This is a genomic window from Pedobacter immunditicola (genome assembly GCF_037482985.1).
Taxonomy (GTDB): domain Bacteria; phylum Bacteroidota; class Bacteroidia; order Sphingobacteriales; family Sphingobacteriaceae; genus Pedobacter; species Pedobacter immunditicola.
Map to the genome: position 1 here is coordinate 46,512 of NZ_JBBHKC010000010.1, position 16,055 is coordinate 62,566.

Consider the following 16,055-nt stretch of genomic DNA (forward strand, 5'->3'; position numbering starts at 1 on the left):
AAATCACTGGTCAGAAGCGCAAAGCATTTTCGAATAAAACGAATATGGAGCTGAACAGTAACTGTATTTCATTTGATTAAATAAAATACGCCAGGAGTAACACTTTATCTAACCAAATATATTGAGTATGAACGTAATCTATTTACCCCCATCACCCTCGTGTACCTCTAGAAATGTAAATCAGGTACATAAACCCTGCTTTAAATCAATGGTACTGGGAAATATCAGGAAAAAGATCTTAACTACATTGATTCTATCTTTTGGTATATCCACATTGTACGCCTCAGCAGGGTTTGAACCTTCCCCTTCTCAACCCATTCAAACAACATTAAATGACATCAGGGTAAGCGGCCGTGTCACTGATGATCAGGATATGAGTTTACCTGGCGTTAGTGTAAAGTTAAAAGGAACAACAATTGGGACTAGCACAGATTTAAATGGTAATTACGTACTCAGTGTTCCTGATAATGGTGTCCTCGTTTTTAGCTATACAGGCTTCACAGCCAAGGAAATTCAAATTAATAAACAAAGTAAGATCAACGTTAAACTGTCCGTAGACAACAAAGTGCTGAATGAAGTTATTGTTGTAGGTTACGGAACACAGTCTAAAAAAGGCATTACGGGCGCCGTTGCCTCTATCGGATATGACAAATTTAAAGATAGGTCATATAGTAACGTCGTACAATCACTAGCCGGGCAAGTGGCAGGTGTTAATATAAGTCAAGGTCAAGGCGCTCCTGGAGTTGCACCTATCATCAGGATCAGGGGAGTAAGTTCACTTACCGCTGGCACCAACCCCTTATTTGTAGTTGATGGTGTACCACTTGAAAACTTCAATTTAAACCTGATCAATTCACAGGATATTGCTTCGGTTGAGGTTTTAAAAGATGCATCGTCAGCAGCTATTTATGGCTCCCGGGGTGCAAGTGGCGTCATATTGGTGACCACTAAGTTAGGCAAGGCAGGGAAAACAGCTATTGATGTCAATGCAGAATACGGTGTCCAGGAGGTCATGAATAAGGTGGATATGATGGATGCTCAGCAATGGATACAATATTACATCACAGCCAAAAACAATTCCTGGACGGCCTCAGGCGCAGGAAGAAGTGCTACGGATCCCAACAGCGTGAGGGGAAATGCATCGACCTATAAGATTCCTGAAGAATTTATAACCAATCCGGCGCAATTTGGTAACGGTACAGATTGGCAGGATGTTATGTTTAGGATTGCCCCTATGAAAAGCATGCAAATGTCAGCATCAGGAGGAACAGAAAAAACTCAATTCCTTTTCTCAGGCTCCATTTTAGATCAGGATGCAGTGTTAGACAATAACTATTATAAACGTTTGGCTGTGCGTTCAAACATCAAACATTTGGTATCTGATAAAATTACCCTCGGTTTCAATCTTAGTTTTACGGGCATTCAGGATAGAACAGATGGTACGCAAGGAAAAAGTGATGTCATTGGTCTTGCCTTACAAAGTGACCCCATTTTCCCTTTATATAATGAGAATGGAAATCTTGGCATCGCTGACCCAAATTCCGTTTGGAATCGCTATTTACAATATAACCCAGTTAACCTATGGCACCCTTATGCCACCACAAGGTTTACCGACAAACAAAATAAGGCCTTCAATACATTGGGCATCGGCTATGCTGAATATAAAATCCTGCAAAACTTAAAACTTAGAACCAGCATCAACGGAAATTTAGGTAACAATCGTTATGATTATTATCAATATAAAAACCAGGGATATGGTTATAATCAATCTTTGTCCCCGGCGACAGGCACAGCATCAAGCGGATACATGTTGAACTGGCTAAATGAGAATACGTTAACTTATGATGCTAAAATTAAGAACCACAGCTTCAACATCTTAACTGGCTTTACCGTACAGAAACAGCACGATGAATTTCAATCGGCCACTGCTACCAATTACCCCAATGACCTGGTGCACACCTTGAATGCCGGCACAGTCACCTCTGGAACATCCACACTTACAGAATGGTCAATGATCAGTTACCTCGCAAGGTTAAATTACAATTTTAAAGATAGATACTTTCTTACCTCAACAATTCGCCGGGATGGAAGTTCACGCTTTGGAAGCAATAACAAATGGGGCTACTTTCCTTCGGTATCAGCTGGCTGGATCGTATCTGACGAACATTTTATGGCTAATTTAAAGGCGGTCTCGCTATTGAAATTAAGGGCAAGTTATGGCATTGCAGGAAATAACCAGATTCCTAACTATGGATCAAGCAGTCTGCTTCGTCAGGGTAATTATGCACTTGGAAATACTCTTTCGAGTGGTCTTATTACCATAAATCTTAATAATGCAGATTTAAAATGGGAAAAGACTACACAATTGAACCTGGGACTTGACTTAGGCTTGATTAAGAACCGGATTAATATTTCAGCTGAATACTACAGATCAATCACTAACGATATGTTGCTGAATGTTCCGATACCAGATATATCAGGCTTTGGAACTCAGCTTACCAATATTGGTAAAATGAAAAATAGTGGGTTTGAATTTAATTTAAACACAAAGAACCTGATTGGCGGATTTAAGTGGAGTACAGATTTTAACTTCTCACATAACAAAAATGAAGTTCTGCAATTAGGACCAAATAATGCACCAATTTATTTCACCGACAATGAAACGATGGTCAAAACAGAAGTAGGCCAACCGATTTCTAATTTCTTCGGGTATCAATTTGATGGGGTTTACAAAAACCAAACAGAGATCAATAACAGTGTTCGTGAATCAAGTACGGTACCCGGCGATCCTATTATTCGGGATGTTAATGGTGATGGGAAGATTACCACGGATGACAGAACGGTTATCGGGAATTACCAACCAAAATTCACAGCTGGAATTGTGAATACATTTTCCTACAAAGGCATAGAACTCTCTTTTATGTTCCAGGGTTCTTATGGCGGCGAAATTGTAAATCAAAATTACAGGTTTTTAGGCTTTTGGAACAGCGGAAGAAATCTATATGCGAAGGTGAATAACTATTATAAATCAGAAAGTGAACCTGGCGATGGCATCAATCCACGACCAACGATGGAACGAAAAGCATTTCAATCTGCTTTCTCTACGCTCTGGGTGGAAGATGCTTCCTATCTCAGGTTAAAAAATATAAATCTTTCCTTTGCATTGCCTCAACGCATCTTACAAAAAACACCAGTTAAAAGTCTGCGTCTGTATGTCAATGCTGATAATGTTTATCTATTCAGTAAGTATACTGGTTATGACCCCGAAAACACGACTTTCAGTGCCACTTCTTATTCTTCTAACGGTACCGCTGCCAACGCTGGCACAGTTTCCTCGGCAGTCCCTCCGGGTGCAATGATCGGATTAGATTATGGCTCTTATCCGGTTCCACGCGTGATTACTGCAGGATTAAAGGCTAGTTTCTAAGTCGGCATATTTTATTTAAATCACTAAAAAAGAAATCATGAACATCAAACATACATACCTACTCCTGTTTTTCATTGTCCTAACGGCCTCCAGCTGTAAAAAGTCCTTTTTGGAGCTAGCGCCTGCATCTAATGCAAATGCAGAAATTTTCTATAAAACCAAAGCTGATATGGAGCTTGCGGTAAATGCCGCATATTCAACTCTATATACTATTTATGATCCCGAAGGACCTGTTTCTTACACCAGTGAAATGATGGGAGATAACACTACGCTTTACATCATCGCTGGAAATCAAACGGACAAATTTGCGTTTAAAGACTATAATGTTAAAACCAACAATACACTGGTTTACAGTTTCTGGAAGTCTTATTACGCTGCGCTGTACAGCATCAACATTGTAATTAGCAAACTTGAAGCTTCGGATTTAAATGCTACCGAAAAGGAGAACGTAAAAGCACAAATGCTGTTCTTAAGAGGCCTTTATTACTTCAATATGGTACGGCATTGGGGAGAAATCCCGATTGTAACCACACCATTAACCGTTGAAGAAACCTACCAGGTCCTGCGTTCCCCTCAAGAAGACGTTTATAAATTAATTATTGACGATCTTAAATATGCAGCTGAAAAACTTCCGGCTTCTGTCGTAGGAAGAGCAAGTCAAGCAGCTGCATTGACAGCGCTGGGCGAAGTATATTTAACGCGGAATGATAAAGAAAATGCTAAAACTGCCTTAAATGCGGTTTACCAAAGCAACTTATATAAGTTACAATCAAGTTATTCGGCTGTATTTGGACCTAATGTAAAAAACACACAGGAATCAATTTTTGAAATTCAGCACCTCGGTGGAGCAAGCAGTGTATCTACAAATACCTACAGTAAATATTACCGTTTTTATTCTCCAAATGTAAATCTTTTCGGATTTGGAGGGATTGGAATGAACCAGGTAACTGACGATTTATACAATGAATATGAGTCTGGTGATCCAAGACGTGAGGTGAGCATAGCTTTAGGCTTTCAAAACGGCGCTGTGTTTCAAGAGCAGAAATACCCTATAAAATGGGTTGACCTCACTGCTACCAAAGTAGACAATACAGTGTTAGCGAATAATAATTTCATGATTTACCGTTATGCCGATGTACTGTTAATGCTTTCTGAAGCAACTGGTGATCCAATTTACCTAAATGCGGTAAGAGCAAGAGCTGGATTGCCTTTATTTGGAACCGCCGCTTATCCGTCTGCAAAATATCCAACACTGGAATTGGCTCTAGAACATGAAAGAAGAGTAGAACTGGCAATAGAGTTTCACCGCTGGTTCGATTTGAAACGGACAGGCCGGGCTGTGCAGGTGCTCACTGCGAAAGGAAAGCCGGTTACCGCAGAAAAGCTTTTATTGCCAATTCCCGAAATTGTCAGACTTCAAAATAGTAACATCACACAAAATCCAGGCTATTAGAAAACGGAAATAATGACATCTAATCTTTTTAAAATAACAATTACTGCCCTCCTGGGGTGCTTCTTTACCACCACAGCGCAGGATATTGTCAAGTACACAGGTAAAACCCTGGTAAACATAGATTACCATAATGGCCAGCTGTCGCCGGCGGTTGGAGTGCACAACATTCAGGTAGTAAGAGCAGATCGTTCGAATGAAGACAAGAAAAGTGGGTTAAATTGGACTTATAACCACGCCCCTATGCTAGCCTACTGGAACAAGCAATTTTATCTTCAATACTTGAGTAATCCGGTTGGTGAACATGTCCCACCTGGGCAAACGCTCCTCACGACTTCTACTGATGGTGCCCATTGGTCAACTCCTGTCGTGATCTTTCCGCCTTATAAAATCGCTGATGGCACTAAAAAAGAAGGAGGTAACGACGTTGCTAAAAATCTATCCGCTGTCATGCATCAGCGTATGGGCTTCTTTATCTCCAAAAAGAACCGATTACTCGCAGTAGCCTATTATGGAATATCCTTTAGCCCCAAAGATGGACCGAATGATGGAAATGGCATCGGAAGAGTGGTTAGAGAGATTTTACCGGACGGTAGATATGGCCCTATTTACTTCATCCGATATAATCATGCTTTTTCGCCTAAAAACACAAATTATCCCAATTTCACCACGAATAAGGACAAAGGATTTGTAGAAGCCTGCAAGGAATTGCTCGCCAATCCACTGATGGTTCAGCAATGGTCGGAAGAATCTGATAGAGACGACACCCTTATTAAGTTGCAAGGTGAATACAAAGCGTTTAATTATTATCACCTTCCAGATCGTAAAGTGGTCGGCTTTTGGAAAGAGGGACTTACCAGCATCAGTAAGGACGAAGGCCTGACCTGGGAATTTAAGCCACGCCGGGCACCAGGAATTGTCAACAGCAATGCTAAAATATGGGGTCAACAAACAACTGACGGTAAATTTGCTGCCGTATATAACCCCTCAGAGTTCAGGTGGCCACTCGCTATCTCCGTGAGTGAGGACGGATTGGACTATAAAAACCTTCTTCTGGTACATGGAGAAATTACGGAGATGCGTTACGGTGGAGAATATAAATCCTATGGCCCTCAATATGTTCGTGGAATTCTGGAAGGAAACGGCGTGCCCCCTGATCAAAAATTGTGGGTTACGTATAGTGTAAATAAGGAAGACATTTGGGTGTCATCTATTCCCGTACCGATTACCGACAAGGCAGATAAACAAGCAAATGACATCTTTGATACGATGGTCGATGGTGAGGCGCTTTTACGCTGGAATACGTATAGCCCGTTACGTGCTCCTGTGAATATCCAACAAACGAAAGATGGTAAAAAAGCACTTACCTTAACCGATTTTGACCCTTTTGATTACGCTAAAGCAGAACGAATTATTCCGGCGACAAAAAAGCTCCGGTTGTCATTCTCTGTGGTTCCGCAACAAAACAAAAACGGCATGCTTGATATTGAACTTCAAGATGCGAAAGGCACTCCAGGAATAAGACTTTCTTTTGATGATCAGGGGTTTATCCACACCAAAGCAGGGTATAGGAATAAAAATTTAACAGCCTACACGCCCGGAGAAAAATATGATATAGATGTGGAATTAAATACCGAAACCAGGTTATACATCATTAAGGTAAACGGTCAGGCTTACGGTGAAAATAAATTATTCGCACCCCTTGAAAATGTTTCCCGCATATCATTTAGAACTGGCCATACCCGTCGCTTTCCAAATGCTGACACCCCTACTGACCAAAAGTATGATTTGCCAAATGCAGATACAAAAATCGAACCTGCTATTTTTTACATTCCTCATCTTAAAACAGAGGCTTTGTAAGTCAAGATACGCTATTTTAGATAACCTGAATATTAACAAATTCAGGTTATCTTTGATGACGTACTGATTTCTTTTTGCACCGCTTATGAAAACAAAATGTCAACGCTAAAAAATGTAGCAGATATGGCCGGCGTTTCTATCGCTACAGTATCTAGGGTACTGAATTCTGACGAAGTAGTAAAATACGAAACGAAGGTGAAGGTGATGAATGCCATGAAAAAATTAAAGTATTCACCAAATAGAGTTGCCCAGCGTTTAAGATCTACAAAGAAAAATAGCAGAATAATTGGCCTGCTCATACCGGATATCCAAAATCCATTTTATGTAGATGTCATTAGGGGAATTGAAGATCATGCTTATGCTAACAATTCTGTAGTCATCATTGGCAATTTCTCGCAGGATGATAAAAAAGAAAAACTTTATATCGATATCTTAAAATCTGAATCTGTTGATGGCTTCATTGTAGCGCCCTCCAATGAAAAGGATGTACATATTAAAGAACTTCTTAAAGAAGGCTTTCCAATAGTTTGTATTGACAGGGGTTTAAAGGACACTGAAGTCGATCTGGTGAAGGTAGATAACCAGGCTGGAGTTTTTAACGCCATCAATCACTTGATTAACTTAGGCCATAAAAGAATCGCGCACATTACCGGAAATCGGCGTATACCTACAACTTTAGAGCGAATTGCAGGATATGAAGAAGCTTTGAAAAAGCATAACATTAAAATAGATCCTGAAATTGTAGTGAGCAAAAAGTCAGATTATCAGAGTGGCGCAGAACTCGCCGATTACCTGTTAGACCTTGATCATCCGCCTACGGCAATTTTTGCCGGAAATAACCTTCTGACATTAGGAGCATTAGACACCATTAACCGTAGAGGCCTAAAAATTCCAGATGAAATCGCAATTGTAGGGTTTGACGATGTTTATTGGGCAAACTCCTTAAATCCTCCCCTGACAGCAGTGAGACAACCAGGTTTTGAAATAGGCAAAAGATCCTGTGAACTTCTTATCCAGCGCATCAATGATCCGAAAAGATCCGTGGCCAGTATTATTCTGAAGACCGAATTGATGGTCAGAAAATCATGTGGATTTAAGTAAGGGAAATCAATAAGTATAGAATAAAAATTTCCTTGAAATAATAATGTAAACGATTACATTTTTATTATCATTGTAAGGAGATGACCTGTCAAGAAACCTTGATAGGCTATAGTGGAAAATGAGATTGCGCCAGAATTATAAGCTGGTGATAGTTTTACGACTAATAAAAATAACCAAATACCAATGAAAAGCACAACTTCAATATCGTTGCTAAACCCAAATAAATTAGTTTTTGGAGCAAACTGTTTCCATGAATTTATTGAAGACTTTCTTAAACTCGGCCTTAAAAGGCTTTATCTGCTTTCTATTGAAGAACTGCAAGGCGAATTGTCGTGTGGGCTAAACAAACTGGAAAGCCATGGCATCACTATAAAGTCAAATCATGCCATTAAACAAGAGCCTTCATTCGAAGGTTTTGAAGAAATACTAAAACAAGCACGGGACTTTGAAGCAGATGCTATAGTGGGTATAGGGGGAGGAAGTGTATTGGATGTTGCCAAGCTGGTAGCCGCACAATTACTAAATGCTCAACCAACTTCGGCCATTACAGGGATAGGAAACCTGTCTGAAAGAAGAACCTACCTGGCGTGTATTCCAACAACAGCGGGTACAGGAAGTGAAGTGTCGCCAAATTCAATTTTGCTGGACAGCAATGGAAACAAAGTTGGTGTAATCAGTCCGTATTTAGTTCCTGATGCTTCTTATGTTGACCCAGTTTTAACCTTATCCGTCCCTAAACATATCACCGCTTCCACAGGTATAGATGCTCTGACACATTGTCTTGAAGCCTATGCCAATAAGTTTGCACATCCAGTAATTGATTTAATTGCTTTAGAAGGCATCCGCCTAGTTTCTAAATCTTTAAAAAAGGCTTGCGATGATGGTACAGACCTGGAAGCAAGAACCCAACTGGCCTTGGGAAGCATGTATGGAGGCATGTGTCTTGGCCCTGTAAATACAGCAGCCGTGCATGCCTTAGCTTACCCTTTGGGTACTGACTTTCACATTAACCATGGATTATCTATATCCTTATTGCTTCCTGCTGTAATGGAATTCACTTTGACAGTCGCACCAGAACGATATGCAACCATCGCAATAGCATTGGGTGCCAAAAAGCAGGCCTCAGATCTGGAAACAGCCAGGGAAGGTGTAAAAATCCTAAGGAAACTAATTAAAGATTGTGGATTACCAACAACACTTTCCGAGCTAAATATTCCGACAAATGCTGTAGCAACGATGGCGGCCGACGCAATGAAAGTCCAAAGGTTGCTTAAAAATAATTTAAGAGAAGTTAGCTTAAAAGACGCCGAAAAAATTTATCTATCAGCATTCTAAAACTATTATGGAGAAAAAATTTAGTGGAGTAGTGGTTCCCATGATCACCCCTTTTACAAAACAATTTCAAGTTGATACCAATGCGGTAGTTAACATCGCAGAACACCTGATTAATCACAATACACATCCCTTTGTATTGGGGACGACGGGCGAATCCGTTTCCATCTCCAAACAGGAAAGATTAAAACTGGTTAAAGCAACGGTAGCTGCTACAGCCGGAAGGAAAACTGTGTACGCAGGCATCTCAGGAAACTGCTTTTCAGAAGTAATAGAAGAAGCCAAAGCATTTGCAGATCTGGGTGTTAATGCCTTCGTTTCTACAATGCCTTGTTATTACCCGGTAGATCCAGATCAGATGTTAAGGTATTTTGAAGCGCTGGCTGATGCCGTTAGCTTACCTTTAATTATTTACAATATTCCATCAACGACGCATCTATCTATTCCTTTAGCTATTGCAGATAAACTAAGTTATCATGATAACATTATGGGCTTTAAAGATTCTGAGAAAGGAATTGACCGGGTAGTCAATGCAATTGCACTTTGGAAAAACAGGCCAGATTTCTCCTATCTGCTGGGTTGGGCACTGATGTCTCAAAAAGCAATGGCTTTAGGGGCTGATGGAATTGTACCCAGCACGGGAAACCTAAGTCCTGGACTTTACCAGACAATTTTTGAAGCAGGTAAAGCGGGAAATGAAAAGTTAGCCCTCAACGCGCAAATTAAGGCAGATTTCATTTCAGAAATCTATCAAAAAGACAAAATACTAAGCAGATCACTTCCTGTATTGAAAACCATGATGTCAGCATTCCAGCTTTGTGAAACAACTGTATTGCCACCCTTGCATCCATTAGAGCACCAACAAGCCGAATCAGTTGTGAATGAAGTGTTAATGACCTTTGGCAATTTAAACAGTATAAATAATATAGAGAATGAAAGTTAACAGGCCAATTTTAGGTATAACAATGGGAGATCCTGCGAGTATAGGACCAGAGGTTGCAGTGAAAGCCTTGGCAAATGCTTCAATTTACGAAAGCTGTAAGCCTATCCTTGTTGGAGATGCACAGACTTGCAAGACGGCTATCGGCTTCTGCAAGCTGGATTTAAAAGTTAATGCTGTAAAAAATGTAAAAGACGCCAAATTTGAGTTCGGCACAATTGACGTTTATGACCTGGAATATGCTAGTCCTGAAATAATAATCGGAGAAAACTCAATTACTGCAGGCCATGCGGCCTTCAACAGTGTGGTTAAAGTGATCGATCTTGCCATGAAAGGGGAAATTGATGCTACAGTAACCGGCCCGATTAATAAAGAATCCATTCATTTGGCAGGACATGATTTCTCAGGCCATACTGAAATCTATGCACATTATACCAACACTAAAAAGTATGGTATGCTGCTAGTTGAAGATGATTTACGTGTTATTCACGTATCAACACATGTTTCTTTAAGAAAAGCATGCGACCTTGTCAAAAAAGACAGGATTGTTGATACCATAGATCTCCTGGTAAGCGCATGCCAACAGTTAGGTATAAAAAACCCAAAAATAGGTGTGGCCGGATTAAATCCTCACGCAAGTGATGGCGGTTTGTTCGGTGATGAAGAGCGAGAGGAAATTCTCCCTGCTATTGAGATGGCACGAGAAAAGGGATATCATGTGGAAGGGCCAGTCCCTGCTGACACCCTTTTCCCCAAAGCTATTGGCGGTGTATATGATGGTATTGTTGCCATGTATCATGACCAGGGACACATTCCATTTAAGATGGTCGGATTTAACTGGGATAAACAGTCCGCACGAATGAAAAGCGTGAGAGGCGTGAACATCACCCTGGGCCTTCCGATCATCAGAACTTCCGTAGACCATGGTACGGCCATGGAAATCGCTGGTAAAGGTTTTGCAAGTGCAGATGCAATGAACTTGGCCATCAAATATGCCGTGAACATCATAGGTATTAAATAAGCAGGGAAATGATAGCTGTTATTGCAGATGATTTTACTGGAGCTGCTGAGATAGGCGGAATCGCCTTAAGGCATGGTTACAATGCTGTTTTTACAACCAATTTAGAGACGCGCTATGATACCGATGTACTGATTATTGCAACAGACACTAGATCTGAGCCCCCGGAGAAGGCAAGGGAAATAATTCGGGAACTGACACTACAACTGCTAGAGCTCGGTCCTGAACTGATTTATAAGAAAATTGATTCTGTACTTCGTGGAAATGTTGGAGAGGAACTTATGGAGCAAATGGAGGTATCTTCTAAAAAAAGAGCTTTGATTATCCCTCCAAATCCTTCATTAAACCGTATCATTAAAGATGGGATTTATTATTATGAAGGTGCTCCTTTAAATAGCTCGAATTTTTCTATGGAATCGGCTATCAAAAACAATTCTTCTAAAGTTCTGGATTTAATTGGTGAAAAATCAGCGCATTATACCACCATCATCTCCAATGGCGATTCGCTTCCAGCGGAGGGTTTAATCATTGGTAACACAGTGGATGAAACAGATTTAACACATTGGGCAGAGAAGCTAGATAACGAAACGCTTATGGCAGGTGGCTCAAGCTTCTTCAATGCAATTCTAAGAAAGATAAGGTTACATCCTATTGCAGATCCGGAACAAAGTTTAGTTGTTGGAAAAAATAGAATATATGTGTGCGGCAGTGCTTTTCCATTTAGCAGGCGAGTTGTTGCAGCATCATTTAATAACGGCCGTTTTGTTGCATATATGCCTTCTGATATGTTTTGCGAAAGTGCGAACATGGAAACCCTATTGATGGCATGGGAAGACAAAATCATTAAAGGCATTTGCGAAACAGGACAAGTCATCATTGCAATCGATGACCTTAAATGCCCGGGTTCAGCTAACCTGGCCACTGATATCAGCAAAGTTATTGCCACAGTTGTTGAACGGGTGATGCTACGGATTAAAGTTGAGGAATTAATAATAGAGGGTGGTGCAACAGCTTCATCGATTATTAAAAAATTAAAATACAAAAAGTTTTATCCGGTTCAGGAACTGGCAGTTGGTGTCATCAGAATGAAAGTTGAAGAAAACAAGGACCTGTTTATAACCATGAAACCTGGAAGCTATCACTGGCCGGCATCAATCTGGAATTACAACAAAAGCATTGAGATATAATAATGCAGGCATGACCTTGATGTAGGTAGTGCCGCATTAAAAAGTACTGGATAAATTGAATTGCGCTCACAAGAAAAACCTTGATATAAAACCTAAACAATAAAACCAAAATATAACGCTAACCAGGTATGAATTCATTGCACGTAGCAGATTACATTATTATTATTGTATTTCTCATAGGGACGCTGTGTTTTGGCCTTAAATTTTCTAAAAGCCAGAAAACAACCAATAATTATTTCTTAGCAAAAGGTAAAATACCTTCTTGGGCATTAGGCATTTCTCTTCTTGCCACGCTCATTAGCAGTGTTACTTTTTTAGCTTATCCTGGCACGGGTTATTCTTCAAACTGGATTTTATTGGTTCAAGGACTCATGGTCCCCATAGTTTTATTTGGCGTCATCTGGTTTATTGTACCCATTTACCGAAAGGTGATTAATTTAAGTACTTACGAATACTTTGAACAACGATTTGGCTCTTTTGTCCGTTATTACAGTTCAATCGCCTTTGTGCTCAGGCAATTTTCAGGAATGGGAACCGTCTTGTTTTTACTGGCAGTGGCGCTCAACAGCATGATTCATATCAACACTTTTGTGATTATCCTTGTGGTGGGCCTCATCATTATCATTATTAACTTGCTCGGTGGGATTGAAGCCGTAATCTGGCTGGATGTTTTTCAAGGATTTATGTTGTTTGCAAGCGGACTCATCTGCATCGGTGTTTTACTCTTTTCGGTGGAAGGAGGACCGATGGAAGTATGGAAGGTGGCAACAGCAAATGACAGAACAGGCTTTGGACCCTATGAATGGGACCTCACCAAATTAACTTTTCTGGTGATGGCCATAAATGGTGCTTTTTATGCAATCCAAAAATATGGAACTGACCAAACGGTGGTACAGCGGTACCTAACAGCAAAAAGCGATAAAGAAGCGATCAGGGCATCTATTTTAGGCATCTTATTAACTGTTCCGGTTTGGGCTTTATTTATGTTCATAGGAACAGCCTTATTTGTGTTTTATAAGCAGAACCCTATCCCGGACGGAATAAGAGCAGATGCCGTTTTCCCCTATTTTATTATGTCGAAATTACCTGTCGGTGTGGTTGGATTAATTCTTTCGGCAATGATTTCTGCTGCAATTTGCAGTCTAAGTGCAGACTTAAATTCACTTGCTGCTGTCGGCGTAGAAGATTACTATAAAAAGATAAAGCAAGAAAGATCTGATAAACATTACTTGAGGGCTTCCAAATGGATTGTTTTTCTTTCCGGTGTGATCTCCATGGCAATCGCCATGTTGTATATCAATGCTGGGAGTGATGGTGTTCTGGGGATTGTATTTACGTTGTATGCCATTTTTTCCGGTGGCATTGTCGGCATCTTTTTACTCGGGTTATTTACCACCAGAACCAACAACCAAGGTGTCACCATCGCAATTATTACCTGTATTATTTTCACGGCCTATGCGGTACTTACATCTACAGAGATAGGAGTCGGAGCTAATAAGTCCATCCTTTTAGATATGGGACGCTTTAATTATACTCACAACAAATTGATGTTAGGGGTGTATAGCCACCTCATCGTGATGATTGTAGGATACCTGGCAAGCTTTTACTTTCCTAAACCTATTATCGATAAAAAGTTACTTTACAGCGGTTGGTTAGCAGTTGAAAGAGCCAACAAGAAAGCAGAAAAAAGTAACCTGGAAACACAGCAACTGTAATTTCAGCTTCTAAATTACAAGCTGAAATTAAGATCACCTGCTAAAATGATAATTCGCAAATTTGATGAAGTTGTTCCAGTCGTAGGGAGTAAGATCATGTGCCCCTTCCCTATTGTGGTAAGCTAACTGTGCATTCACAATGGGTACGTTAATTTGCGGAGGAAGGTCTGGCAGAAGTGATTTGATGCCATATAAAGCATAAACTTTCTCAGCCTGCTTTAATGCAAGGAAAGTACCGACTGGATCTGCCCAAAGATCTTTTGAGGCATTCGTTGCGTAAATTAGCCTTGGTGCAATTAACGCAACCAGCATATGCTGATCAACAGGCAGTAAATGCTCCTTATCGTTGAATTTCTTATAATTGGTATTGAACCAATGAGGGAAAGAGGTATTGATCATTTTGATACTTTCACCAAAGTGTCTGCGGGAAAGTGCAGCACCCGTATTTCCAGAGTTATTAGAAACACACATGGCAAAACGCCTATCCTGCGCAGCAGCCCATAAGGATGCTTTTCCACCCCTTGAATGGCCCACAACGGTTACTTTTTTAGCATCAATAGCAGGATCTGTTTCAAAATAATCCATCACCCTGCTGGCCGCCCATGCCCAGGCACCGATTGCCCTCATGCCATTATCCGCTTGAAGCTGTTCTGGATACAATTGCAAAACACCATTCATAAAGGTATCCCGATGATCAGGAGCCGCATCGCTGACATGAAAAGCAGCAATTGCATAGCCACTGTCGATGAGCATCTCGGCTGGCCAGAAGCCACTTTTCGTCACCCTTGTGGGATCCATATGCTCTTTTCCACGGTTATTGATCAGTAAAAACGCTGGCGCAGCTTTCTTTCGGTTGTTAGGCACAAAGAGTACAAGTTTTAACTTCACCGCTTTATTGTCTTTAACAACCGTAATCACCACTTCTTTTAACGTGGCCTTCCCTTGCATGGCTGCCTTATCCTCCTTTTCAACAGCAAATTTGATGTCATCGAAAGATTTGGGCATTTGCCCGTAAATGTTATCTTCAAAAATGGTAAGGAGCGCTGACCTATTGGCCTCCCAATCTTCGCTGGTCTTGATAGCCTTGTTGTTTCTTGTCTTCAATACATCTGGCAAGGTGTAAGCAGGGACTTTTGATTCGATAAAATTCGTATCTCGAAGGCCCTGAGCTTGTGCTGCAATAAGGGACGAGGTGAAAAGGAGGGTTAAAATCAAGGTTTTCATCAGCAGATCGTTTTTAAGAGGTTATGAAGCTAGGATGAGCTCACAAAAATTACACAAAAAAACTGATTATCGTAAATCATAAAATTCTTCTGCTGTCTAAACAAAGTAGACAACAGAAGAATTCGCTTTCACCAAGAATGTCAGTGCTTAATGATCATGTCCACCCGCCTCAACCAGGTGCATTTCAAATTTTAAGTCCAGATCATTGGCACCTGCAAACTTGGAAGAAAAGTCAATGTCATTCCAATTTTCTGCAGTAATGCTGGCTTTTACACCAGGGTTAAGGTGACGGAGCACATAACGAAAAGTAAAGCCTGTAGCCGTGTGTTCATTAACGGTTAAATAACCAGTCACCCCCACATTTACTTTTTTATTATCCTTATCTCTGTCCCCATAGGCATAAGTTAAAACACCTGCAGGCGCACCTAGAATAAAAGCCTGGTGCAGGTCATGTTTCTCCACAAACTCTGCCTCCATCTCCCGACCGGCAAAGTCAAAAGATTTTAACGTTACTTTATAGGTCTTACCTTCCGTTAAATGTGCATGCGTACCAACCGGCGCCAATCCACTGGCGTCGAAAGCTACCTTTAAAGGCTCCGCTCCGGCAATTTCATTGTAATGATAGTGATCACCATGGACTTCGCGAACTACTTCCAGGAAAGTGAGTTCCGCCTTGCCAATTTCTTCTTCCGGAACTTCCGGTGTCGGACTGTCTTTCTTACACGCGTTAAATGTCAAGGCAATAAATGCAGTCAGGATCAGTGTTTTGTAATTACGTAATTTGTTCATGTTAAATTGTTT

At 40.6% G+C, this 16,055-nt stretch carries 11 protein-coding genes; 9 read left to right on the plus strand and 2 right to left on the minus strand.

Going from position 1 to position 16,055, the window contains the following annotated elements; genetic code table 11:
* The first annotated feature begins 208 nt into the window (after nucleotides 1-208).
* The 9 genes from WG905_RS16985 to WG905_RS17025 all read left to right on the plus strand — a co-directional run bounded on the left by WG905_RS16985 (nucleotide 209) and on the right by WG905_RS17025 (nucleotide 14,030).
* Nucleotides 209-3,427, plus strand: a complete 3,219-nt coding sequence (locus WG905_RS16985) for a SusC/RagA family TonB-linked outer membrane protein (RefSeq protein ID WP_339592949.1) — start codon at nucleotides 209-211, stop codon at nucleotides 3,425-3,427.
* A 37-nt stretch (nucleotides 3,428-3,464) separates the two neighbouring features.
* Nucleotides 3,465-4,880: a RagB/SusD family nutrient uptake outer membrane protein gene (locus tag WG905_RS16990; protein ID WP_339592950.1), complete on the plus strand. Its 1,416-nt coding sequence runs from the start codon at nucleotides 3,465-3,467 to the stop codon at nucleotides 4,878-4,880.
* Between the two features lie 12 nt (nucleotides 4,881-4,892).
* On the plus strand, nucleotides 4,893-6,737 hold the full coding sequence (locus WG905_RS16995; RefSeq protein WP_339592951.1) for a sialidase family protein: 1,845 nt from the start codon (nucleotides 4,893-4,895) through the stop codon (nucleotides 6,735-6,737).
* 96 nt (nucleotides 6,738-6,833) lie between these two features.
* Nucleotides 6,834-7,838, plus strand: coding sequence for a LacI family DNA-binding transcriptional regulator (locus WG905_RS17000; RefSeq protein WP_339592952.1), 1,005 nt, complete (start codon nucleotides 6,834-6,836; stop codon nucleotides 7,836-7,838).
* A 183-nt stretch (nucleotides 7,839-8,021) separates the two neighbouring features.
* Nucleotides 8,022-9,173: an iron-containing alcohol dehydrogenase gene (locus WG905_RS17005; RefSeq protein WP_339592953.1), complete on the plus strand. Its 1,152-nt coding sequence runs from the start codon at nucleotides 8,022-8,024 to the stop codon at nucleotides 9,171-9,173.
* Nucleotides 9,174-9,180: 7 nt separating this feature from the next.
* Nucleotides 9,181-10,113, plus strand: coding sequence for a dihydrodipicolinate synthase family protein (locus WG905_RS17010; RefSeq protein WP_339592954.1), 933 nt, complete (start codon nucleotides 9,181-9,183; stop codon nucleotides 10,111-10,113).
* Nucleotides 10,103-11,131, plus strand: coding sequence for a 4-hydroxythreonine-4-phosphate dehydrogenase PdxA (gene pdxA / locus WG905_RS17015; RefSeq protein ID WP_339592955.1), 1,029 nt, complete (start codon nucleotides 10,103-10,105; stop codon nucleotides 11,129-11,131). Before WG905_RS17010 ends, pdxA begins: the two co-directional genes overlap by 11 nt.
* A gap of 8 nt (nucleotides 11,132-11,139) precedes the next feature.
* On the plus strand, nucleotides 11,140-12,315 hold the full coding sequence (locus WG905_RS17020; protein ID WP_339592956.1) for a four-carbon acid sugar kinase family protein: 1,176 nt from the start codon (nucleotides 11,140-11,142) through the stop codon (nucleotides 12,313-12,315).
* Between the two features lie 128 nt (nucleotides 12,316-12,443).
* Nucleotides 12,444-14,030, plus strand: a complete 1,587-nt coding sequence (locus WG905_RS17025; RefSeq protein ID WP_339592957.1) for a sodium:solute symporter family protein — start codon at nucleotides 12,444-12,446, stop codon at nucleotides 14,028-14,030.
* A gap of 33 nt (nucleotides 14,031-14,063) precedes the next feature.
* Here the strand turns inward: WG905_RS17025 and WG905_RS17030 are convergent, their stop codons facing one another.
* Nucleotides 14,064-15,254 carry a glucuronyl esterase domain-containing protein gene (locus tag WG905_RS17030; protein ID WP_339592958.1) on the minus strand — a complete coding sequence of 397 codons (1,191 nt, stop codon included), beginning with the start codon at nucleotides 15,252-15,254 and terminating at the stop codon, nucleotides 14,064-14,066.
* 147 nt (nucleotides 15,255-15,401) lie between these two features.
* Nucleotides 15,402-16,043: a hypothetical protein gene (locus WG905_RS17035; protein WP_339592959.1), complete on the minus strand. Its 642-nt coding sequence runs from the start codon at nucleotides 16,041-16,043 to the stop codon at nucleotides 15,402-15,404.
* Nucleotides 16,044-16,055 lie beyond the last annotated feature (12 nt).

Bases quoted from the DNA above. Each gene is read 5' to 3' on its own strand.
- WG905_RS17035 (WP_339592959.1), bottom strand. From the start codon at position 16,043: ATGAACAAATTACGTAATTACAAAACACTGATCCTGACTGCATTTATT.
- WG905_RS17020 (WP_339592956.1), top strand. From the start codon at position 11,140: ATGATAGCTGTTATTGCAGATGATTTTACTGGAGCTGCTGAGATAGGC.
- WG905_RS16985 (WP_339592949.1), top strand. From the start codon at position 209: ATGGTACTGGGAAATATCAGGAAAAAGATCTTAACTACATTGATTCTA.
- WG905_RS17005 (WP_339592953.1), top strand. From the start codon at position 8,022: ATGAAAAGCACAACTTCAATATCGTTGCTAAACCCAAATAAATTAGTT.
- WG905_RS17025 (WP_339592957.1), top strand. From the start codon at position 12,444: ATGAATTCATTGCACGTAGCAGATTACATTATTATTATTGTATTTCTC.
- pdxA (WP_339592955.1), top strand. From the start codon at position 10,103: ATGAAAGTTAACAGGCCAATTTTAGGTATAACAATGGGAGATCCTGCG.
- WG905_RS17030 (WP_339592958.1), bottom strand. From the start codon at position 15,254: ATGAAAACCTTGATTTTAACCCTCCTTTTCACCTCGTCCCTTATTGCA.
- WG905_RS16990 (WP_339592950.1), top strand. From the start codon at position 3,465: ATGAACATCAAACATACATACCTACTCCTGTTTTTCATTGTCCTAACG.
- WG905_RS17000 (WP_339592952.1), top strand. From the start codon at position 6,834: ATGTCAACGCTAAAAAATGTAGCAGATATGGCCGGCGTTTCTATCGCT.
- WG905_RS17010 (WP_339592954.1), top strand. From the start codon at position 9,181: ATGGAGAAAAAATTTAGTGGAGTAGTGGTTCCCATGATCACCCCTTTT.
- WG905_RS16995 (WP_339592951.1), top strand. From the start codon at position 4,893: ATGACATCTAATCTTTTTAAAATAACAATTACTGCCCTCCTGGGGTGC.